At 63.8% G+C, this 24,455-nt stretch carries 11 protein-coding genes; 9 read left to right on the top strand and 2 right to left on the bottom strand.

Annotation, left to right across the window (positions count from 1 at the left end; genetic code table 11):
* Window positions 1–45 precede the first annotated feature (45 nt).
* The 8 genes from H351_RS17685 to H351_RS17650 all read left to right on the top strand — a co-directional run bounded on the left by H351_RS17685 (window position 46) and on the right by H351_RS17650 (window position 21,343).
* On the top strand, window positions 46–792 hold the full coding sequence (locus H351_RS17685; protein WP_269455348.1) for a helix-turn-helix transcriptional regulator: 747 nt from the start codon (window positions 46–48) through the stop codon (window positions 790–792).
* 155 nt (window positions 793–947) lie between these two features.
* Window positions 948–2,408 (top strand): Fe-S cluster assembly protein SufB, encoded by a 1,461-nt coding sequence (sufB, locus tag H351_RS17680; RefSeq protein ID WP_003944799.1) that lies wholly within the window; start codon window positions 948–950, stop codon window positions 2,406–2,408.
* A complete protein-coding gene (gene sufD, locus H351_RS17675; protein WP_020907733.1) occupies window positions 2,408–3,628 on the top strand; it encodes a Fe-S cluster assembly protein SufD in 1,221 nt (406 codons plus the stop codon). The genes sufB and sufD overlap by 1 nt, the downstream gene beginning before the upstream one ends.
* 61 nt (window positions 3,629–3,689) lie before the next feature.
* Window positions 3,690–4,496: a Fe-S cluster assembly ATPase SufC gene (gene sufC / locus H351_RS17670; RefSeq protein ID WP_003944795.1), complete on the top strand. Its 807-nt coding sequence runs from the start codon at window positions 3,690–3,692 to the stop codon at window positions 4,494–4,496.
* Window positions 4,497–4,501: 5 nt separating this feature from the next.
* A complete protein-coding gene (locus tag H351_RS17665) occupies window positions 4,502–5,767 on the top strand; it encodes a cysteine desulfurase (protein WP_003944865.1) in 1,266 nt (421 codons plus the stop codon).
* A 3-nt stretch (window positions 5,768–5,770) separates the two neighbouring features.
* Window positions 5,771–6,274: a Fe-S cluster assembly sulfur transfer protein SufU gene (gene sufU / locus H351_RS17660; protein WP_003944894.1), complete on the top strand. Its 504-nt coding sequence runs from the start codon at window positions 5,771–5,773 to the stop codon at window positions 6,272–6,274.
* The gene (locus tag H351_RS17655) at window positions 6,271–6,693 is read left to right on the top strand and encodes a metal-sulfur cluster assembly factor (protein WP_003944963.1); all 423 of its coding nucleotides are present in this window, start codon (window positions 6,271–6,273) and stop codon (window positions 6,691–6,693) included. Before sufU ends, H351_RS17655 begins: the two co-directional genes overlap by 4 nt.
* Before the next feature lie 340 nt (window positions 6,694–7,033).
* Window positions 7,034–21,343, top strand: a complete 14,310-nt coding sequence (locus tag H351_RS17650; protein WP_029255346.1) for a non-ribosomal peptide synthetase — start codon at window positions 7,034–7,036, stop codon at window positions 21,341–21,343.
* A gap of 2 nt (window positions 21,344–21,345) precedes the next feature.
* Here H351_RS17650 and ku read toward each other — a convergent pair whose 3' ends face one another.
* On the bottom strand, window positions 21,346–22,185 hold the full coding sequence (gene ku, locus H351_RS17645) for a non-homologous end joining protein Ku (protein WP_172932851.1): 840 nt from the start codon (window positions 22,183–22,185) through the stop codon (window positions 21,346–21,348).
* Between the two features lie 149 nt (window positions 22,186–22,334).
* Between ku and H351_RS17640 the strand changes: the two genes are divergently transcribed.
* Window positions 22,335–23,306 carry an alpha/beta hydrolase gene (locus H351_RS17640; protein WP_029255347.1) on the top strand — a complete coding sequence of 324 codons (972 nt, stop codon included), beginning with the start codon at window positions 22,335–22,337 and terminating at the stop codon, window positions 23,304–23,306.
* Between the two features lie 15 nt (window positions 23,307–23,321).
* Here the strand turns inward: H351_RS17640 and H351_RS17635 are convergent, their stop codons facing one another.
* On the bottom strand, window positions 23,322–24,452 hold the full coding sequence (locus H351_RS17635; RefSeq protein WP_029255348.1) for a lycopene cyclase family protein: 1,131 nt from the start codon (window positions 24,450–24,452) through the stop codon (window positions 23,322–23,324).
* Between the last annotated feature and the right edge of the window lie 3 nt (window positions 24,453–24,455).

Genomic DNA, 24,455 nt, shown 5'->3' with positions numbered 1-24,455 from the left:
TTGCCCTTAGTAGACCTGCGAAAAGAATTCCGTCACACTTGTGTTGTGAAAAGAAATGCGTCAGACCCACGAAGCAAGGAAGTTGCAGGTCAGCCCACTGTAGCGGCCTCGCCGAGTGCTGCCGCAAATCCGGTTACGGTGAGCGTCGAAGGTCAGACGCGGGCGGCAGTGGTCAAGCTGCTACTCGAAGAAGGCCCCATTACCGCCTCCGAAATCGGCACACGCCTCGGTTTGAGTGCCGCAGGTGTCCGACGTCACTTGGATGCGTTGATCGAGTCGGGCGAAGCCCGTACCGCTTCGGCGTCGTCGCTGCGTCAGCGCGGACGAGGTCGTCCCGCCAAGCAGTTCCAGATCACCGCGACCGGTCGCGGCCGCCTCGGCCACACCTACGACGATCTGGCGGGAGCCGCGATGCGGCAACTCCGTGAAATCGGCGGAGACGCGGCAATCGAGGAGTTCGCCAAGCGTCGGGTCCAGGCGATCGTCGGAGACGTCGAACCGGCTGATCCGACAGATGTCGACAACGTCGAGGCGACAGCGGACGCAATCGCCGAAGCCTTCAACGCGGTGGGGTTCGCAGCGTCGACCCGGCCGGTCGGCAACGGCGTGCAGATCTGCCAACACCATTGCCCGGTTTCCCATGTGGCAGAAGAGTTTCCGGAACTGTGCGAGGCAGAGCAGCAAGCATTCCGGCAATTGCTCGGGACTCATGTCCAGCGTCTGGCGACCATCGCCAACGGTGACTGCGCCTGCACGACGCACGTGCCCCTCGTGTCCACCGGGAGTAGATGACCGGACCACAGTGTTCTACCGAGCGTTGCCACCGTGCAGCGTTCGAATAGAGATTTTTCAGCTAGTTCTTCAAAGTCAGAACTGCTCGACCACAGCGACCAGCCCTCGCTGAACCCGAGCAGCCGTCAAGAAACAAGACTCCGGAAGGAGCTCGCATGACCGTCACATCAGACCAGGCGACTACCACTGCGGCAGCAGGCACCGAGCCGCTCACGCAGGAAGAGACCATCGCGTCCCTCGGTCATTACGGCTACGGCTGGTCCGATTCCGACGAAGCCGGAGCCAGCGCGCAGCGCGGGTTGTCCGAGGCTGTCGTGCGGGACATCTCCGCCAAGAAGAGCGAGCCCGAGTGGATGCTCGACATCCGCCTCAAGGCGCTGCGCACCTTCGACAAGAAGCCGATGCCGAACTGGGGCAGCGACCTCGAAGGTATTCACTTCGACAACATCAAGTACTTCGTCCGGTCCAGCGAGAAGCAGGCCGAGTCGTGGGAAGACCTGCCCGAGGACATCAAGAACACGTACGACAAGCTCGGCATCCCCGAGGCGGAGAAGCAGCGCCTCGTTGCCGGCGTCGCAGCTCAGTACGAGTCCGAGGTCGTCTACCACTCGATCCGTGAGGACCTCGAGGAGCAGGGCGTCATCTTCCTCGACACGGACACCGGTCTCAAGCAGCACCCGGAGCTGTTCAAGGAGTACTTCGGATCGGTCATCCCGGCCGGCGACAACAAGTTCTCCGCGCTGAACACCGCCGTGTGGTCCGGTGGCTCGTTCATCTACGTTCCGCCGGGAGTCCACGTGGACATCCCGTTGCAGGCGTACTTCCGCATCAACACCGAGAACATGGGTCAGTTCGAGCGCACCCTGATCATCGTCGACGAAGATGCCTCCGTGCACTACGTCGAGGGTTGCACCGCGCCGATCTACAAGTCCGATTCACTGCACTCGGCCGTCGTCGAGATCATCGTGAAGAAGGGCGGCCACTGCCGCTACACGACCATCCAGAACTGGTCCAACAACGTCTACAACCTGGTGACCAAGCGCACCAAGGTCGAGGCAGGCGGATCCATGGAGTGGGTCGACGGCAACATCGGCTCCAAGGTCACCATGAAGTACCCGGCCGTGTGGCTGATGGGCGAGTACGCCCGCGGTGAGGTTCTCTCCGTTGCGTTCTCCGGCGAGGGCCAGCACCAGGACACCGGCGCCAAGATGCTCCACCTCGCGCCGCACACGTCCTCGACCATCATCAGCAAGTCTGTCGCCCGTGGTGGCGGACGTGCGTCGTACCGCGGTCTGGTGCAGGTCAACAAGGGTGCCCACGGCTCCAAGTCGACCGTCAAGTGTGACGCTCTGCTGGTCGACCAGATCAGCCGAAGCGACACCTACCCGTACGTCGACATCCGCGAGGACGACGTCACCATGGGTCACGAGGCCACCGTCTCCAAGGTCAGTGACGATCAGCTCTTCTACCTGATGAGCCGCGGACTGACCGAGGACGAGGCGATGGCCACCATCGTGCGTGGATTCGTCGAGCCCATCGCGAAGGAACTCCCGATGGAGTACGCGCTCGAGCTCAACCGCCTTATCGAACTTCAGATGGAAGGGGCTGTGGGTTAGTGACCACGCCAGAGACCGGAGTCATCGGAGCTGTTGCCGGGGAGAACCCGACCGCTCCTGTAAAGGGTGCAGCCACAGGCTCACCTATCACGAACAAGGGCGAGCAGTTCTCCTCGTTCGACGTCAATGCATTCGAGGTTCCCGGCGGACGTGACGAGATCTGGCGGTTCACCCCGCTGCGTCGTCTCCGGGGACTGCATGACGGCAGCGCCGTCGCCAACGGACAGGTCACCGTCGAGGTCGACGGGGGAAGCGACATCACCGTCGAGACCGTCGGCCGTGACGACGCGCGTCTGGGCAAAGCCGGCGTTCCCGCTGATCGCATTGCAGCGCAGGCGTATTCGAGCTTCGAGACTGCAACGGTCATCTCGGTGGGCGCCGAGGTCGAGGTCGAGAAGCCAGTCGTGGTCACCATGACCGGCCCCGGAGTCGACAACGTCGCCTACGGACACACCCAGATTCACCTGGCACAGTTCGCCAAGGCGACGTTCGTGATCGACCAGCGCGGCAGCGGAACCTTCGCGGAGAACATCGAATTCGTTCTCGGTGACAGTTCGCAGCTGACCGTGGTGGCCATCCAGGACTGGGCGGACGACGCAGTTCACGTGACGTCACACCACGCTCGCCTGAACCGCGACGCAGTGCTTCGATACACCTCGATCAGCCTGGGCGGCGACCTGGTTCGCCTGTCCGCCACCGTCAAGTACGACGGACCGGGCGGCGACGCCGAACTGCTCGGCCTGTACTTCGCCGACGCCGGCCAGCATCTGGAACAGCGTCTGCTGGTCGATCATTCGCAGCCCAACTGCAAGTCCAACGTGGTCTACAAGGGTGCGCTTCAGGGCGATCCCGGATCCGGCAAGCCCGACGCGCACACCGTGTGGATCGGCGACGTTCTCATCCGCGCCGCAGCGGAGGGCACCGACACGTTCGAGCTCAACCGCAACCTGGTGCTGACCGACGGCGCCCGCGCCGACTCGGTTCCGAACCTCGAAATCGAGACCGGTGAGATCGTCGGAGCCGGCCACGCAAGTGCAACGGGACGTTTCGACGACGAGCAGCTGTTCTACCTGCGTGCTCGTGGTATCCCGGAGGATCAGGCTCGTCGTCTGGTCGTACGTGGGTTCTTCCACGAAATCATCAACAAGATCGCTGTTCCCGAGGTGCGCGATCGCCTCGAAGCCGCAGTCGAAGCCGAACTCGCAGCCGTCGGCTCCTGACCGCCCCGCCTGCGACACCACCCCGTCGCTACGCTCGCCCGCCTCATCTTGAAGGAATTTCATGTCTACCAGTGACAACACCACCACCTCGGTCCTCGAGGTTCGTGACCTGCACGTCGAGGTCGCCAACTCCGATGCCAACGCCGAGCCCATCCAGATCCTCAAGGGCGTCGACCTGACGGTCCGCTCCGGCGAGACCCACGCGATCATGGGCCCCAACGGCTCCGGCAAGTCGACTCTGTCGTACGCCATCGCCGGTCACCCCAAGTACCAGGTCACGTCCGGCTCCATCACCCTCAACGGTGAAGACGTCCTCGCAATGAGCGTCGACGAGCGTGCACGTGCCGGGCTCTTCCTGGCAATGCAGTACCCCGTCGAGGTTCCCGGCGTTTCCATGTCCAACTTCCTGCGCACCGCCGCCACGGCCGTGCGAGGCGAGGCTCCCAAGCTTCGCCACTGGGTCAAGGAAGTCAAGGAAGCCCTCAGCGAGCTCGAGATCGATCCCTCGTTCATCGAGCGCTCGGTCAACGAAGGCTTCTCCGGTGGCGAGAAGAAGCGCCACGAGATCCTGCAGTTGGGCATGCTCAAGCCGAAGATCGCGATCCTCGACGAGACCGACTCCGGCCTCGACGTCGACGCTCTGCGCACCGTCTCCGAAGGCGTCAACCGCTACAAGGAGCGCGAGAACGGCGGCGTTCTGCTGATCACGCACTACACGCGCATTCTGCGCTACATCAACCCCGACTTCGTTCACGTGTTCGTCGGTGGCCGCATCGTCGAGTCCGGTGGACCGGAGTTGGCCGACGAGCTCGAGACCAACGGCTACGTTCGTTTCACCGCGGACACCGCAGCTACCCAGGGAGCGTAATCACGATGACCACCTCGGTGCGCGAGCTCGACGTCACAGCGGTTCGGGCCGACTTCCCGATCCTGGCGCGAACCGTGCGCGACGGAAAACCTTTGGTGTACTTGGATTCCGGCGCTACCTCGCAGCGTCCGGTCCAGGTTCTCGATGCCGAACGGGACTTCCTGACCACCTGTAACGCGGCAGTACACCGGGGTGCTCATCAGCTCGCAGAAGAGGCGACGGACGCGTACGAGAATGCTCGCGCCACCATCGCTTCTTTCGTGGGCGCGGATTCGGACGAGTTGGTGTTCACCAAGAACGCCACCGAGGCTCTCAATCTGGTGACCTACGTTCTCGGTGACGATCGCTTCGACCGCCATGTCGGTCCTGGCGACGAAATCGTCATCACCGAACTCGAACACCACGCCAACCTCGTTCCCTGGCAGGAACTTGCGCGCCGAACCGGTGCGACGCTCAAGTGGTACGGCGTCACCGACGACGGCCGGATCGATCTCGATTCGCTGGAGCTGACAGACGCGGTGAAGGTCGTTTCGTTCACCCACCAGTCCAACGTGACCGGCGCGATCGCGCCCGTCGAGGAATTGGTGCGACGAGCACGCGCCGTCGGTGCACTCGTCGTGCTCGACGCGTGCCAGTCGGTGCCTCACATGGCCGTCGACTTCCACGAACTGGGAGTGGACTACGCGGCGTTCTCGGGTCACAAGATGCTCGGCCCTTCGGGGGTCGGAGTTCTCTACGGCCGTCGTGAACTGCTGGCAGCGATGCCTCCGTTCATCACCGGCGGATCGATGATCGAGACGGTCACCATGGAGGTCAGCACCTACGCGCCGCCGCCTCAGCGTTTCGAAGCCGGCGTACCGATGACCTCACAGGTGGTCGGACTGGGCGCTGCCGTGGATTACCTGAACACCTTCGGGATGGACGCCGTCGCCGCGCACGAGCACGTGTTGGTGGAGGCTGCTCTCGAAAAGTTGTCGGCGATCGAAGGTCTGCGCATCATCGGACCGCAGACGTCCGAGAACCGCGGCGGAGCGATTTCCTTTGTCGTGGACGGTATTCACGCCCACGACCTCGGACAGATCCTCGACGACGAGGGCGTCGCGATCCGCGTCGGACACCATTGCGCGTGGCCGCTGCATCGTAAGTTCGGTGTCGCTGCGACGGCCCGTGCGTCGTTTGCGCTCTACAACACCACCGCGGAAATCGATGTTCTGGTTGCAGCGATCAAGCGTGCGCAGGAATTTTTCGGTGTCGCAGGGGAGTTGAACTGAATCATGCGCATGGAGCAGATGTATCAGGAAGTGATCCTCGATCACTACAAACATCCGCACGGCCGCGGACTCCGTGAGCCGTTCGGCGCCGAGGTGCACCACGTCAACCCGACGTGTGGCGACGAGGTGACGTTGCGCGTCCAGATATCCGAGGACGGAACGGTCTCCGACGTCTCGTACGACGGGCAGGGTTGTTCGATCAGCCAGGCGTCGACGTCGGTGCTGAACGACCTCGTCATCGGGATGCAGGTCACCGACGCACTGAAGACGGTGACGGCGTTCAACGAGATGGTGAGCAGTCGGGGCACCGTCGAAGGGGACGAGGACGTTCTCGGCGACGGCATCGCGTTCGTCGGTGTCTCGAAGTATCCGGCACGCGTGAAGTGCGCCTTGCTCGGATGGATGGCATTCAAGGATGCTGTAGTCCAGATTGTCGACGGCAGTGCTGTGACGACGGCGGACAGCAGCAGTGAATTGGTCGACACGACTGAAGGACAGGGATCATGACCGAGACACAACCAGTGCAGGACGCCGAGGTCGGCGCTCCGGTGAATCCGAATCCCGATTCCACTGCGGAATTCGGTGGCGCACAGGGCAGTGGCACTGTCCCGTCGCCTGAGCGACTCGACGAACTCGAAGAAGCGATGCGCGACGTCGTCGACCCCGAACTGGGAATCAACGTCGTCGATCTCGGCTTGGTCTACGGACTCTTCGAAGACGACGGTGTCGTCACGATCGACATGACTTTGACGTCGGCGGCGTGCCCGTTGACCGACGTGATCGAGGACCAGGCGCGCGGCGCACTTGTGCGTAGCGATCTGTGTACCGACATGAAGATCAACTGGGTGTGGTTGCCGCCGTGGGGACCGGACAAGATCACCGAAGACGGACGCGAGCAACTGCGCGCACTCGGCTTCACGGTCTGACAAGCAGCCTCGCTGCACGATCAACTGAATACATTTCACCGGAGCGTCGGTGCCCGTTCGTCGGGTACCGGCGCTTCGGTTTGTTATATAGGGCCGTTTTAGCCATGATATTCAGGACAATAGTCCCAAATGGTTGTTTGATGAATATTTGCTGGAAGCTGACTGATCGGTAACATCGCAGCTGATTGTCACGATGTGATCTCCGGCGGGCGATTTGCCAGTTTCCACCCGAGCTTTCCAATGTATTCGTCTCATTTCGAAGTGCCCCGATCAGTTCGAAGCGTCCAGCGGACGCATATACCTGTTTGCATCATGATCAAGTTGTAAGAGGGAGATTCGTGTGGATGGCAGTCCCGACCGAGGAATCGTTTCCGCAGCTCGTCCGGACGACGAACTCACCTTCCCTCTTTCTGCCGCGCAACTTTCCCTGCTTGTCGCACAACAGCTTCGACCCGAGATTCCCGTCAGCATCGCTCAGTACGTCGACGTGGACGGCCCGCTCGACATCGAGCTGCTGACCGCTGCCAGTAAACAGACCGGCCGTGAGATCGGCTCCGGATACCTGCGCCTGGTCGAGGTGGACGGGGTTGCGCGTCAGTGGCTCGATCTCGACATGGACGACTCCCTCGACGTGGTCGACCTGCGCGCCGAATCCGATCCGGAATCGGCGGCGCGAGAATGGATGCGCAAAGAGCACACTGCTGCCATCGATCCGTTCACCGATCGCCTGGTCAGGCTGGCAGTCCTGGTGCTTCGCGACGACCATTACTACTGGTACAGCCGTATTCATCATGTGGCGCTCGACGGTTTCGGCGCGATGTCGATGATGAACCGCACAGCCGAGATCTACACCGCCGCGGTGCGGGATCTGCCAGTTCCCCCAGCGGTAACTGCCCCCCTCCAATCGTTGGTGAAGGCAGAGGCCGACTATCTGGGCTCTTCCCGGTGGGAACGCGATCGCGACTACTGGAACACCAAGATGGCCGACAAGCCGGGCGGAACCTCGCTCGCGTCCTCGACTGCTCCGTCGCAGGCGTGGTCACGCCTACGGTCGGCGACGGTACCTACGGAACTGCGAAGCTCCCTCGAACGGCTTGCCGTCGCTCACGACGTGACTACGTCGTCAGTGGTGATCGGTGCACTGGCGGCTTACCTCGCCCGGGCCACCGGGACCCGCGACGTGGTCCTCAGCCTGCCGGTCTCGGGGCGGACGACAAAAGCTGCTCGCAGGTCCGGCGGAATGATGTCGAACGTCGTCCCGATACGTGCGAGTGTCGATCCGCACTTCGCGGTGGGAGACTTGCTGCACGAGGTGAAGATCGAACTCACCGGCGCACTGCGTCATCAGAAGTACCGCCACGAGGACCTACGACGCGACCTCAACGCCGGTGATCACAGCATCGCCGACGGACGCGGCTTCCACGGGCCGTTGATCAACCTCATGCTGTTCCACTCGGGAATCACTCTCGGGGACGCGCACGGCGAACTGAACGTGATCTCGACCGGGCCGATCGAAGACCTCTCGGTCAACGTCTATCAGACTTCCGCAGCCGAAGAGATCCAGATCGACTTCGCCGCGAACCCAGACCTCTACACCAACGAGGACATCACGCGTCACCACCGACGTTTCCTCGAATTCCTCGAATTGTTCTGCGCTGCGGAATCGGGAACTCGATTGATGGACATCGACCCGGACGCCGCGGGGAAGTGGATCGCCGAAGTTCAACACGCCCGCAACGTCGAGTACTGGTCTTCGACATTGTCGAACCCCGCCGAGGATCTGGGTTTGCCGGTCGTCGCCGGATCCGGTCGGACGTCCACGCCCCTCGAGATCGAGGCAGACCTCTGCCGCCGCCTCGAGACGATGGCGACGACGATGAACACGAGTCTGTTCGTGCTGTTCCAGTCTGCGATGGCCGGACTGCTGCGCCGCGTCGGTTCGGCTGACGAGGTGTCGATCGGCGTCTCGGTCCGCGGGTACGGCGCCTCGAACCCGGACGATTTCGTCTCGATGTTCGCCAACCAGTTGGTGCTTCGCTCGACGGTGTCGAACACCATGACGCTCAACGACCTGGTCGGTGCGGTGGACACCGTCGCAATCGAAGCTTTCGAACACGCAGACATTCTTCTGTCTTCGGTAACCGCCGCACTCGGTGACGGCCGCTGGGTGGAGACGGGCCCGTTGTTCCGGGCGATGGTCTGCTTCGAGGAGCCGCTGGATGCTCACCCGAGATTTCCGGGGCTCATGGTCGGTGCGCCTATCGGATCGGATCTGGCCACCGTGCCGGAACTGTTTGTCTCCCTGGCGATTCCGACTGGTGAGCATGCCGATTTCGATCAGCCGATCTCCGGTGTTCTGGATTGGCTCGGCACGAAGGAGCAAGCCGAGGACCTCGCCGACCGTTATCTACGAATCTTGACCGCGATGGTCGGTGCTCCGCACTCGGCGCTCGGCTCAGTGGATCTGCTCCGCCCGGACGCGCGCCAGGCGCTGGTGCCGCCCGTTCTCCCGATTACCCCGGTCCGAACGCTCTCCGACATCCTTTCCGATCGCATTCGGGCGACCCCGGAAGCGATCGCCGTTGTCGCAGGTAGCGAGCGCGTGTCGTACCGCGAACTCGATCGACGATCGAATCAGTTGGCGCGCAAGCTCGTCGAGCATGGCGTGCAATCCGAGTCGTTGGTCGGAATCATGCTGCCGAAATCCGTGGACATGATCGTTGCCGCTGTCGCGGTAGTGAAGGCCGGCGGCGGATACCTCCCACTCGATCGTGCGCACCCCGCCGAGCGTTTGGCATACGTGGTCGAGGATGCGCAACCGGTGTGCGTCATCTCCGATTCCACTTTCCCGAACTCCGCCTTCCCGAATTCTGACGTGGTGGTCGTCGGGGTCGACTCCGACGAGTACTCCGGTGAGGGTCTGGAAACCGATGAGTGCCCGCGCGGGCACGGAGTCGACAATCTGGCATACGTGATCTACACCTCGGGGTCGACGGGCCGACCCAAGGGCGTCTCGGTTACTCACGCCACCGTGGTGCGATTGTTCGAGAACACGCAGGTCGAATTCGGATTCGACGGCAACGACGTGTGGACGATGTTCCACTCGTTCGCCTTCGACTTCTCGGTGTGGGAAATGTGGGGCGCGCTGCTCCACGGTGGAACGCTGGTTCTGGTCGATCACGAAGTCTCACGCGACCCCGATGCCTTCCGCGCGCTCGTCGCCGCAGAAGGCGTCACCGTGCTCAATCAGACGCCCTCGGCCTTCTACCAGTACATCGAAGCCGACCTTCGGGCCGATTCGGCGACCCGGCTCCGGTACGTGATCTTCGGTGGCGAAGCCTTGGATCTTCGTCGCCTCGGGCGCTGGTATGACAATCACGCGGGCTACGACAATCACGACAATCACACGGAATCCGGGCCCGCACTCGTCAACATGTACGGCATCACCGAGACGACGGTGCATGTCACCCATCTCGAAATCGACCGGGCGAGCGCGAGTGCGGTTACCGGCAGCCGGATCGGTGACGCGATCGACGGACTTCGTGTGTACCTGCTCGACGAGCATCTCTCCCCGGTCCCGGTGGGGATTGCGGGGGAGATCTATGTCGCCGGCGGTCAACTCGCCCGTGGCTATCTGGGCCGACCAGACCTCACCGCGGGCCGGTTCGTTGCCGATCCGTTCAATGCCGGCGGACGACGGTTGTACCGGTCCGGTGACCGCGCACGATGGATTGCGCCTGGACAACTCGAGTACCTCGGACGCGGCGACGCGCAGGTCAAGATCCGCGGATTCCGGATCGAACTCGGCGAAATCGACTCCGTCATCCTCGGCGCGCCGGGAATCGACGACGCCGTGACCGTCGTGGCTCCGACGCCGGCCGGCGGCGCTCTCGTGACCTATGTGACCGCTTCGGACGCCGTGGACGCCGAAGCCCTTCGCGCGCACGCCGCCGAAGCCCTCCCGACCTACATGGTTCCCGATGCCTTCATGGTCATCGATTCGATTCCGTTGACCACCAACGGAAAACTCGACCGGCGTGCGCTGCCGTCGCCGATCCTCGCCTCCACCAAGGTCTTCCGGCCCCCGACGACCACGACCGAGGGCAAGGTAGCCGCGGTTCTGGCTGACATCCTGGGTAGTGGACCGCTCGGGCTCGACGATAATTTCTTTCATTTGGGCGGAAACTCGCTGGTAGCGACGACGGCTGTGGCGCGCTTGACCGAAGCCACCGGAGTTCGTATGCCGCTGCGTGCGCTCTTCGACCATCCCACGGTGTCCGGGATCGCGGCGACGATCGAGCGTGCCGCCCAGACCCCGGACGCCGACGGTATCCAGGTCGTGGCCCGGCCGGCGGTACTGCCTCTTGCTCCCGCGCAGCAGCGACTGTGGTTCCTGAACCGCGTCGCACCGGAATCAGGTGCATACAACATTCCGTTGGCGGTGTCGTTGCGCGGCGACGTCGATCCCGACGCACTGAGCGCCGCGATCGTGGACGTCGTGACACGTCACGAATCACTACGCACCGTGTTTCCTCAAATCGGGGACAACGCAACGCAGAAGGTTCTGGGCCTGGGCGAGGGTATCGCGGGGCTCGAGTCGATCGAAGTGGAACGCGAGAATCTCGAAAGAGTGATCTTCGAATTCTCCTCGGCGGGTTTCGATCTGGTCCGCGAACGCCCGGTCCGATACCTGCTGATCACTGTCGCCGACGATGAGGAAGGCGATGACAAGGACGGCGATGACGAGCAAGCAGTTCTCGTCGTAGTTCTGCACCACATGGTGGCCGACGGCTGGTCGCTCGCGCCGTTGGCTGCTGATCTCACCGGCGCTTACGCCGCCCGCGTCGGCGGCAACAGCCCGCAGTGGGCACCCCTTCCGGTGCAGTACGCCGACTACACGCTCTGGCACCGAGAACACCTAGGCGACGTGGCATCCACCGATTCGCTTGCCCACTCACAGATCGCGTTCTGGAAGCAGCAGCTGGCGGGAGCGCCCGAGCAACTCCACCTGCCGACGGACCGTCCGCGCCCACTCGACCCGACCATGCGCGGGGCCGGAGTCGACATCAGAATTGGCGCTTCCACTCATCAGAAGCTCGTTGTACTTGCCGGCGATCACGACGCCACGCCGTTCATCGCCCTGCACGCGTGCTTCGCCCTGCTTCTGGCCAGGTACAGCGGCACGGACGACATCGTCATCGGAACACCGGTGGCAGGACGAGGGGACAGATCTCTCGATCTGCTCGTCGGCATGTTCGTCAACACTCTGGCCTTGCGGACCGTCGTCGATCGGGACGCGACGTTCGCCGCACACCTGTCGCAGGTCAGGGCCGTCGACGTGGATGCCTTCGACAATGCGGACGTGCCTTTCGACGTCGTCGTGGACGCGCTCGAACTCGACCGCTCGCCTGCGCACCATCCGGTCTTTCAAGCTGCCATCACCTCTCGGATAACCACCGCTCACACAGCCGAACTGGCCGGGGTGTCGATGACGGCGCGGGCAGTCGAGACGGGGCTGACCAAGTTCGACCTCGAGCTCACCGTCACCGAACGTCACGAGTCCGGGACCGCAGCTGGAATCGATGCCACGTTCACCTATTCCACCGACCTGTTCGACAACGCGACCGTCGAAGCCTTGGCGCGAAACTTCGTGACCCTCGTGGAATCGGCAGTGTCGGAACCGACTGCACCGGTTGGTGACCTTCGTGTACTCGGATCCCGGGAGAGTGCCGCGATATTGCCGCGGCGCGGCGTGGCTTCGGTGGGCGAATCGACGCTGGCGCAGATCCTCGGGGCTACCGCGAGGACGTATCCCGACGCGATCGCCCTCGAAGACTCCGAGCGCTCACTCTCGTACGGGGAGCTGGAGCGTCGATCGAATCGGATCGCTCGATACCTCATGGACCTGGGCGTCGGCCCCGAGACACCGGTCGCACTGGCCGTCGCCCGATCGGTCGACTCCGTGCTCGCAGTCTGGTCGGTCACAAAAGCCGGCGGCGTTTTCGTCCCGGTCGATCCCCGTTATCCCGCAGATCGAGTTGCGCACATGCTCGAGGATTCGGGTGTGCGGATCGGAATTCGGTCCGCCGAGGTTGCGGCCGGTCCGGCAACCGGCGGGAACGTCTCAGTCTGGATCGACCTCGGCGACGCGGACACGGTTGCAGAATATGCCGCCTACTCCGACGCCGCGGTGATCGACGCTGACAGAACAGCGTCGATCACCGCGGCGTCGGCTGCGTACGTCATCTACACCTCCGGCTCGACCGGAGTGCCGAAGGGCACCGTCGTCACTCACGCAGGTTTGGCCAATCTCGCTCGCGAACAACAGGATCGGTACCGGATCACCGCCGGGTCGCGAACTCTGCATTTTGCGTCACCGAGCTTTGACGGCGCCGTACTCGAGCTACTGCTCGCCGGTTCGACCGGCGCGACGATGGTGATCGCCCCTCCCGACATCTACGGAGGGGAGGCGTTGAGCGAGTTCCTCCGAAGCCGCGAGGTCACTCATGCCTTCATCACTCCGGCTGCTCTGGCGACCGTCGATCCGGCGGGCGTGACGGCACTGGAATGCGTAGTCGTCGGCGGCGACGTGTGCACCCCGGAATTGGTCTCGAGCTGGGGCAACGGGCGCAGACTGCACAACGGATACGGTCCGACCGAAACCACTGTCATGGTTGCCATCAGTGACCCACTCTCACCGGGCGATCCGATCACCATCGGCGGTCCCATCCGCGGAATCGACGCCGTGGTGCTTGACGCTCGGCTGCAACCGGTCCCGATCGGCGGCGTCGGCGAGCTGTACATCGGTGGGCCGGGGCTTGCACGTGGTTACCACCTTCGTCCCGCGCTGACGTCGGATCGTTTTGTCGCGCATCCGTACTCGACGTCCGGTGCGCGGATGTACCGAACCGGTGACCTGGTCCGTTGGACCAAGGACCTGACCCTCCGCTACGTGGGCCGCAGCGATCATCAGCTCAAGATCCGCGGGTTCCGCATCGAACTCGGCGAGATCGACGCTGCTCTGATGGATTCCCCTCTCGTTCACTTCGCCACGACGATTCCCGTCGAATCCGCCGCAGGCACCACTCTGGCGTCGTACGTGTTGCTCAGCGGCGACGCTGATATCGAGTCGCTCTTTGCGGCACTCGCCGACACGCTGCCGCGGTACATGATTCCGTCATCGATCACCCCGATCGACGCGATTCCGTTGACTCCGGTCGGCAAACTCGATCGGAGAGCATTGCCGACGCCGATACCGCGCGAAGTCCTCGGTACGGGTCGTGAACCCGAGGCCGGGCTCGAACGCACCGTCGCCGACGTGTTCGCTTCACTGCTCGACGTACCCGAGGTCCGGGCCGGAGACAGCTTCTTCGATCTCGGTGGCAACTCACTCGTCGCGACGCAGGTGTCCGCGCGGTTGAGCGCAGCGACGGGACTCGCTGTGGACGTGCGCTCGATCTTCGAAGCACCGACCGTCGAAGCGCTCGCTGCACGTCTGGCGGCGAGCGCCGAAGAATCAGACGATCGACCTGCCCTGAGCGCCGGTGCTCGCCCGGACCGACTACCGCTCTCCGCTGCGCAACAGCGGCTGTGGTTCGTCAATCGCTTCGACCCGCAGTCCGCGGTCTACAACATTCCGTTCGCGATCCGGATCACCGGAGACATCCACGGCGATGCACTCGAGGAGGCGCTTGCGGACGTCATTGCACGCCATGAGGTGCTTCGAACGATCTACGTCGACAGCGCAGACGGCCCGAGCCAGGTCATCCGAGCAATTTCCGACGTGCAGTTCTCCGTCGAGCGCTATTGCGGATCCGAAGGTATCGAATCCGCGACGACGGAGTTCGCGGCGCGTGGGTTCGATCTCGGTTCGGATCTGCCGATTCGGGCCATGCTGGTGCGCGAGGACACTTTCGCTCACGTACTGGTCGTCGTCATCCATCACATCGCCTTCGACGGCTGGTCCCTGACTCCCTTCGCGACAGATTTCGTCGCGGCGTACTCCGCACGCGTCGTCGGAGACGCCCCGGTTTTCACACCGCTCGACGTGCAGTACGCCGACTACGCGGTGTGGCAGCAAGACTCGCTCGGGCAGATCGACGACCAGGAGTCTCTGGTTGCCCGCGAGCTGACCTTCTGGACCGCTGCCATGGCTGGTGCCCCGGACGAGGTACTGCTACCGGTGGATCGCCCACGCGGATCTGTCACCACGACCGCCGTCGGATCGGTGCCGATCGTCATCGACGCGGCGACCGGGGAGCGGCTCGCCGCCTTGGCAAGGCGCAGTGGCACGACGCAATTCATGGTCGTACACGCGATCTTGACGGTTGTTTTGGCGCGTCTCGGTGCTACCGACGACGTGGTGGTCGGTACTCCGGTGGCAGGCCGCGGCCGACCCGAACTGGATTCCCTGATCGGGATGTTCGTCAATTCGCTACCGCTTCGCACACCGGTCGATCACCGAGCGTCGTTCACCTCCCTGCTCGAGGTCGTCCGTGAACGCGACCTTGCCGCCTTCGCGCACCCCGAGTTGCCATTCGAGGTGCTGGTCGACGCCCTCGATCTCGACCGGTCAACTACGCGACACCCGCTGTTTCAGGTCATGCTGTCGTACCACCAGAATGTGGTCTCGCCGCAGGTAACCGTCCACGACGCCCATCTCGAGGCGCAAGCGCTCGAACCGTCCGTCGCTAAGTTCGACCTCGAGTTCACCCTGCTGGCAGGCGATTCCGAGAACGCGGAGATCACCGGGTCGCTCAGGTTTGCCGAGGCGCTCTTCGACATTTCCACCGCGGAAACGATCGCCGCACGTGTGCAGTCGGTGGCCCGCGCCGTTGCCGCAGACCCGGACACCGCGATCGACGACATGGAATTCCTCAGCACCCTCGAGCGTGCGTCGCTGATGCCGGTACGAGGTCCGGCGTGGACCAGTTCGCGCACCTTGGCCGAAATATTGACGCGGACCGCCACCCGTTCAGGCGATTCGGTGGCCCTTCGATCTGGTGACACCACCGTGCTCTACCGAGATCTCTTCTCCCGTGCATCGGCGCTTGCCCGCCGTTTGACCATGGAAGGTATCGGCGCCGAAGACATTGTGGCGATAGCGATTCCGCGTTCGATCGACTCGATCGTCGCGTTGTGGGGCGTTTCCTTGACCGGCGCCGCGTTCGTTCCGGTCGATCCGCGATACCCAGCCGATCGCATTTTGCACATGCTCACCGACTCCGGAGCCACTCGCGGAGTGACAACGGAAGCGGTGATCGAATCACTGCCCCGTCCGGTTCCGTGGATGACGATGGACGACATCCACGGCGACGGTGTCTGGCAGCCGGTTCCTGCCGCGCCGATCCGAATCGACAACCTCGCCTACATCATCTACACCTCCGGATCGACGGGAAAGCCCAAGGGTGTCAGCGTCACTCACCGTGGCCTGAGCGCATTGGCCGCCGAGCAGACGGCGCGCTACGGCATCGCGGCGCAGTCGAGGACGCTGCACTTCTCCTCACCGAGCTTCGACGCATCCATCCTCGAACTGCTGCTCGCCGTCGGTGAGGGCGCGACGATGGTGATCGCATCTCCCGATGTGTACGGCGGCGAGGACCTCGCAAAACTGATCACCGATCACCAGGTGAGCCACGCGTTCATCACGCCGGCAGCGCTGGCCTCGGTCGATCCCACCGGGCTGGACGTCTTGCAGTCGATCGTTGTCGGCGGCGAGGCCTGTTCACCCGAACTGGTCCGCAAGTGGGCACCGGGTCGCCGGTTGTTCAACGGTTACGGGCCGACGGAAACCACGGTCATGGTGTGCATCAGCGATGCCCTGACGGTGGGGGAGACCGTGACCATCGGTGGACCCGTCCGGGGCGTGTCCGCGGTAATTCTCGACGGCTCGGCTCAGCCGGTACCCGTCGGGGTCACCGGTGAGCTCTACATCGCCGGCCTCGGACTTGCCCGCGGCTACCTCGACCAACCCGCGTTGACGGCGACGCGATTCGTGGCAGCGCCGTTCGGCCCGGCCGGCGCCCGCATGTACCGGACCGGTGACCTGGTTCGGTGGACGCCGCTCGAGACGATCGAATACGTCGGACGCTCTGATCACCAGGTGAAAGTACGCGGATTCCGCATCGAACTGGGCGAGATCGACTCCGTCCTCAGCGATTACCCCGGCGTCGAGTTCGCGGTCACCGTGGGCATCGACGCAGCTTCCGGTGAGACGATGTTGGCGTCGTACGTAGTACTCGGCGCCGATGCGGTCGAGATGGACGAACTGCTGAACCATGCGCGCCGCTCACTGCCCGCCTTCATGGTGCCGTCGGCGATCACCCCGATCGAGCACGTTCCGCTGACCCCCGTCGGGAAACTCGACCGATCGGCGCTGCCGGCGCCGACACTGCGTTCGTCCGAGCGGAGTGTCGAGCCGCTGACCACCGCGACCGAACTCCAGGTTGCCGGCGTCGTGGCGGAACTGCTGGGTATCGAACAGATCAGTGCGTCGGACAGTTTCTTCGAACTCGGCGGCAACTCACTGCTCGCCACCAGACTTGCCCAGCGACTGGGCGAATCGTTGGGCAGGCAGGTACCTGTCCGAATGCTGTTCGAGCACCCCGAAATTCGGGAACTTGCCGCCGTGCTCGACACATCCGCCGGGGCGAAGGCGCTACCACCGATCACCGCCGTCGACCGCCCCGAGCAAGTTCCGCTGTCCTACGCGCAGGCCCGCATCTGGTTCCTCAACCAGATGGATCCCGGCTCACCCGCGTACAACGTCCCTGCCGCGATCTCCCTCGACGGTGCACTCGACGTCCCAGCCCTCGAAGCTGCGGTCCTCGACGTGATCGAAAGGCACGAAATCCTGCGCACGGTGTTCCCCGACTCCGACACCGGCCCACACCAGGTGATCCAGGATGCATTCACCTCGCTGGAGTACGCAAATGCGGACACCCGTGAACCGGCAGAGCTCGCCAGAGAATTCGCGTCGCGTGGATTCGACATCACGACCCAAGCTCCCGTTCGCGCGCTCCTGCTCGAGTCGACGCCGCAGCACCACACACTTGTCATCGTGATCCACCACATCGCGGCGGACGGATGGTCGATCGCGCCGTTGATGAAGGACGTGCTCACCGCCTACGTCGCGAGAAGTTCGGGACGCGCTCCCGAGTTCACCCCGCTCGAGGTGCACTACGCGGACTTCGCCATCTGGCAGCGGGAAGCGCTGGGCTCTGTGAACGAATCCGAGAGCGTGCTCGGGGCACAGGCGTCGTACTGGCGGGAGACGTTGCGGGGAGCACCTGAGCTGATCGACCTTCCGAGCGATCGAGCGCGCCCGCTCACCCAGTCGTTGAGCGGCGGCCACACCGCGGTCTCGCTTCCGGCGCACACCCGGATCGCGGTCGAGGCGGTCGCCGGCTCGAATGCGGCGACGCCGTTCATGGTGTTGCACGCTGCCTATGCCGTGCTGCTGTCCAGGCTGAGTCGAAGCACGGACATCGTGATCGGATCTCCGGTCGCCGGGCGAGGACACCGAGTTCTCGACGACCTCGTGGGAATGTTCGTGGGCACGGTCGGACTGCGCACGACGGTCGATCCCGGGTCGACGTTCGTCGACGTTCTGCGTACTGTCCGCTCCGTCGATCTCGACGCCTTCGCCCACGCGGACATTCCGTTCGAGCAGGTCGTGGACGTGGTGGCGCCGACCCGGACCACCGACCGTCATCCGGTGTTCCAGACGATGATCTCGTTCCACGGCGCCCACCCGACGACGTGGGACCTGCCTGGACTTGCCGTTCGTGCCCACGAGATCACACCGGACATCGCCAAGTACGACCTGCAGTTCACCGTTGTCGAACAGACCGTGGAGGAAGGCGGCGGCTACGAGGCCTCCCTCACCTACGCGAAGGACCTCTTCGACACCGATACGGCGGAGTCGTTTGCGGTGATGCTGGAAACGGTCATCGAGACACTGACTGCCCAGCCCTCCGCCGTCGTCGGTGACGTGGATCTTGCGGGACGTGGCCTGCGTGCGTTGCCCGGACGTCCGGCCGGCGATGCCTTGACCTTGCCGGAGTTGCTGCTTCGCGGCGCGGCCGATCCGCATGCTCCGGCAATCGTCGACGTCGCGGCTTCCGCCACGCTCACGTACGGCGAACTCGACCGACGCTCCGACGCAATGGCGTTTGCGTTGATCGCTCGCGGGATTGCGCCGGAAATGATTGTGGCACTCGCGCTTCCGAGGTCGGCCGACTATGTGATCGCGCTCTGGGCCGTAGCGAAAGCCGGCGGAGTGTTTCTTCCCGTGGACCCGGCGTACCCCGCCGAGCGGATCGAGCACATGCTCACCGACAGTGGGGCGGTACTCGGTATCACCAGGGGTGAGTATGTGGCCGGCCTTCCGGGCGCCACGTCGTGGATCGAGCTCGACGCGGTCGAATTCACCACCGAAATCGAGGCAGCCCATTCCGAGACACTGCCGGACGCGCCACTCGAGTTCGACAACCCGGCCTACCTGATCTACACCTCGGGCTCGTCCGGAAAACCCAAGGGCGTATTGGTCACTCACGCGGGATTGGCCGCGTTTGCCGACGAACAGCGGGAACGTTTCGGCGTCACCGCGCACTCTCGCGCTCTGAGCTTCGCCTCGACGAGCTTCGACGCGTCGGTTCTCGAGCTCCTTCTGGCATTCGGCGCCGGCGCAACGATGGTGATTGCGCCTCCGACGGTTCTCGGCGGTGTCGAATTGCACGAACTGCTCGACGAGCAGACGATCACCCATGCATTCGTGACTCCGGCCGCCCTGGCGACTGTCGATCCCGCCGGTCTCGACCATCTCGAGGCCGTCGTTGTCGGTGGCGACGCCTGCACCGCCGACCTCGTATCTCGGTGGGCGCCGAGGCGCCGAATGTTCAACGCGTACGGCCCGACCGAGGCCACCGTCGCAGTCACCATCAGCGATTCACTCGTCGCGGGGGAGTCTGTGACGATCGGCGGTCCGATCCGCGGTGTGGATGCGATGGTTCTCGATTCCCGACTGCACTCGGTCCCCGGACAGGTCGTCGGTGAGCTCTACGTCAGCGGCGACGGTCTCGCCCGCGGGTACCTCGGCAACCCCGCGCTCACGGCAGCGCGGTTCGTCGCCGACCCGCACGGACCCGAAGGCTCTCGGATGTACCGCACCGGAGATCTTGTGCGTGAAGATCGCGCACGGTCGCTTGTCTATCTCGGACGCGCGGACCACCAGGTCAAGGTCCGAGGGTTCCGGATCGAACTCGGTGAAATCGACGCGGTGCTGGCGTCGGAGGCGTCCGTGCATTCGGCTGTGAGCGTGGTCGTCGGCGACGGCGTCGACGCTCGGATCGTCGCGTACGTCGTCCCGGCACACGGGGACGTCGACGTCACCGCACTACGACGCCACGCAGGCACATCCCTGCCTGCGCACATGATCCCGTCCGCTTTTGTCACGATCGGTGCAGTCCCGACCACACCGGCGGGCAAGCTGGATCGCGCAGCTCTGCCTGCGCCCCTCTGGGAGTCGCCGAGTGGACGCAGTCCGGAAGGCAGCGACGAGATTGCGATCTGCGCTGCTTTCGCGGAGGTACTCGATCTCGCCGACGCAGACACGTACGCCGATTCGAGCTTCTTCGAACTCGGCGGAAACTCGCTCATGGCAACGCGTTTGGTCGCTGCCATCAAGGAACGCACCAGCATGACCGTCCCCGTCGCGTGGATATTCTCCGACCCGACGCCGGAGGCATTGGCGCGCAGACTCTTCGAACTCGAGGCAACAGTTGTGACAAGTGACGCGGATACCTCCGCACTTGCAGTAGTCCTGCCACTACGCCCGGAAGGCCGCGCCGAGCCACTGTTCTGCATCCATCCGGCCATCGGATTGGCCTGGTGCTACGGGGCACTCGATCGGTACGTCGATTCCAGCCGGCCGCTCTACGGCCTGCAGTCGCCGATTCTGACGGACCCCGAATTCCGGGCGGAGCTGATCGAGGATTTCGCGGCGCGGTACGTCGAGGAAATTCGCGGAGTTCAGCCGCACGGTCCGTATCACCTGCTGGGGTGGTCGATCGGGGGATTGATCGCTCACGCGGCGGCGGTGCAGTTGCAAGCAGCGGGTGAGAGCGTCGCCGACCTGATTCTGCTCGACAGCTTCGTTCTCGAAGACCCGACGATGGCGGGCGCGCAGCCTTCTCTCGCCGAACTGATCGGCGGGTTGGGGATCTCGGTCCCGGACGCCGACGAGCGTGATCTGACACCGGAGGACGCCGAAGCGCTCTTGCATGAGTCCATCGGCGATCACCCTTTGGTCTCGAGCGATCGGATCGAGCGACTGTTCGAGGAATACTCCGCAGGCGCGGAGCTTGCCCACCGGTACCGCCCGGGCAAGTTCGTGGGCGATCTGCTGTTCTTCTCGGCACAGACCGACACCTTCGACCCGCTGCGCACGGCGTCGGCGTGGCGACCGTTCGTGTCCGGGGTGATCATCGACCGTCCGGTGCCCACGTCACACGCCGAAATGTTCGCCGAGGCAGGTCTGGAGGCGATCGGGCCCGTGATCAACCTGGCGGTAGGAACGGGTCGTCACGCGGCCCCGGACGTCGACGCCGAGTTGGACGCTCTGATCGAGATCCAAGACGTGCGCGGCTGACCTCAGGCTCGTTTCTTCCTCGGCGTCGTCGACTTCGACGAGCCGGCCTTGGAGGCGTTCGACTTCGCTTCGTCCACACTGCGCTGCAGTGCGGCAACGAGGTCGACCACCTCTGCATCGGTGCCCTCCTGGTCGACCTCGGCGGCGGGGATGACCTTCTTGCCGCCGTTCTCGATCATCTCGTCGAGCAACTGCCGCAGTTGGAGCTGGTAGTCGTCGGTGAACTCGGTCGGATCGAAATCGCCCGCCATGCTCTCGACGAGCGTCTGCGCCATCTTCAGTTCCTTGGCCTTCGGCTTCTCCACGTCGTCGAGTGAAGGGAACTCTGCTGCGCGAACTTCGTCGGGCCACAGCAACGTCTGGATCACGAGGACGCCGTCGCGAGCGCGCATCGCGGCCAGGCGCGTCTTCTGTCGCAGAGTGAAATGCACCAGTGCCGTTCGATCACTCTCGGTGAGCACAGTCGAAAGCAGGACGTACGCCTTCGGCGACGCCGAATCGGGTTCGAGGAAGTAACTCTTCTCGAACAAGATCGGATCGATCTGATCGTTCGGCACGAATTCCAGCACCGGAATCTCGTGCTTCTCCGCGGCCGGGAGTTTGTTGAAGTCCTCGTCGCTCAAGATGACGCGCGATCCGTCTTCCGAGTCGTACGCCTTGTCGATGTCCGCGAACTGAACCGTGTTTCCGCACTCGGAACACACACGGTTGTACTTGATGCGGCCACCGTCTTTTGCATGGACCTGGTGAAATCGGATGTCGTGGTCCTCGGTCGCCGAGTACACCTTGACCGGAACGTTGACCAGACCGAAGGCTATCGAGCCTTTCCAAATCGAGCGCATGCCTCCCATGATGGTCGCCCCCAGCCGATTGCGCGAGGCAAACGCTCACGGTTGATCCCGAACCGTTGCGTCCGGGTGGGCCGGTTCGAGGCGCGGCGAGCGGGTATCCGCTCCGAGAATCCGACTCGCACACCTGGGGGCATACTCCGATGAGTATCCGAACCTACCGTCGACGCGTAGCAGCAGCGCTGGCAATTTCACTGGTTCCACTGCTGTTTGCGCCTTGGCCCGCGAACGCAGATCCGGCACGCACCGTAACCATCAGCGTCCACTCCGATGCGATGGGCCGCGACATTCCACTCGAGGTGATCCTCCCCGCCGACACGAGCGCCCCACGGCCCACGTTGTATCTGCTCAACGGCGCCGGTGGTGGCGAGGACAGTGCAACGTGGGAAGGACGGACCGATGTCCTGGACTTCTTTGCCGACAAGAACGTCAACGTCGTGACGCCGCTGGAAGGAGCGTTCAGCTACTACACCGACTGGCAGAAGGACGATCCCGTACTCGGACGCAACAAGTGGCAGACGTTCCTCACGCGTGAACTGCCGCCAGTCATCGATGCGCAGTTCGGTACCAACGGGGTCAACTCCATCGCGGCGATCTCGATGACCGCGACCTCGGTACTCAATCTCGCGATCTCAGCCCCAGGGCTGTATCGGAGTGTCGGGGCCTACAGCGGGTGCGCGGAGACTTCCACCCAGCCGGGTCAGGACTACGTGCGACTGGTGGTCGGTGCGCGGGGTGGCGCTGATCCGACAAACATGTGGGGACCGTTCGACGGTCCGGGATGGCGCGAGAACGATCCCGTCGTGAACGCGGAGAAGTTGCGGGGGACCGAACTGTACGTCTCCACCGGATCCGGGCTGCCAGGTCCGCACGACAACCTTCAGGCGCCCGATGTGAACGGAAACCCCGGAGCACTCCTGAATCAGATCATCGTCGGCGGCATCATCGAATCCGCGGTCAACGGGTGCACACACGGATTGGCGGACCGACTGAACGCACTGGGCATCCCCGCGACCTTCGACTTCAAGCCGAGCGGAACCCACTCGTGGGGTTACTGGCAGGACGACCTCCACAACTCCTGGCCGATGATCGCCGGCTCGATGGCAGCGCAGTAGTCGGTGCGGATCTAGTCACCGGAAAAACGGCGCGCGCATCAACGTCTTTCTCACGTGCCACGGTGACGATCGGAACAGTGTTGCCATCACCTTCGCCGTCGCGGCCGCGTCCCGCCGATCGGAAAGGTATGACCGCTGAGCCTCGACCGGTAGATCGAAGAACTTGTCGAAGAATGTGGTGACTTCGCCCGAGTCGAGGGTGAGAAGTGCGTTCAGACCAACGCGGCGGAGAGCGGATACCGCCTTGGCCGAGCGAGGCCAGAGTGCCGCGTTCGGATCCTCACCGTCGGCGATTGCTTTCGCGACAGTGTCGGCCTCGGCGAGTGAGGAGGCAACGCTGTATCCGGTTCCCGGATGCATCAGACCGCCTCGCCCGCCGAACCGGAGGACAGCGTCCGGGGACGAGTCCTTCGGGCCTTCGACTGCAAAACGGACTCGCTCGATCGGCGCGTCGTCGGGGACTTCGCAGCCCCGATTGTGAAGTCGGGTGCGCAGACGTGTTTCGAGTTCGCGCAACCCCAACGCCGGCCGGCCGACGAGGCAGGTCTCCTCGAGGAGGACTCGCTCGTCGTCGAGCGGGACCGCGTAGAGAAACGACGGAGTGTCGGCGTCGGAGGTGCCGTTGTCTGTTCGCCAGTCCATGAACCAGGCCTCGCTGCCGCCCAGAATCGGATCGGCCAGAGCTCGGTCCACGATCATTCCGAAGGCCGTCTGCTGCGCGGTTGTCACTGCCAGATCGGTGCCTCGGGCGTCGACGACGACGGATCCCGTCAGCTGCGATCCGTCCACGCACACGACGGTGGTGGTGGACAGTGTTTGAGCGCGTAAGCCTCTGACCTTTGTGGATGTGTCGGAGAGAAATGATTGCAGTAAAGGTGTATTCAATACGCAATAGATGCGATCAAGCGTTTTCTGCCCGCTGGTCCACACGCTCGGGCGTTCGATTCGGCTCGCGATCACCTCGTCCGGCAGCCACGACGGCAGCTCGTCTGCCCACGCCGAGTACGTCGGCGTCCACACCCGATGAGGATGCGGATCGACAACGACAACGGTGAGTTGCCGGGCGATACAGCGCGTCGCGAGTGCCCGCCCCGCCGGCCCTCCGCCCACGATCACCACGTCGGCGGAGGAGTCGAGTGTGCTCATGAT

The organism is Rhodococcus erythropolis R138, assembly GCF_000696675.2.
GTDB lineage: Bacteria > Actinomycetota > Actinomycetes > Mycobacteriales > Mycobacteriaceae > Rhodococcus_F > Rhodococcus_F erythropolis.
This window is presented reverse-complemented; position numbering and strand designations above follow the sequence as displayed.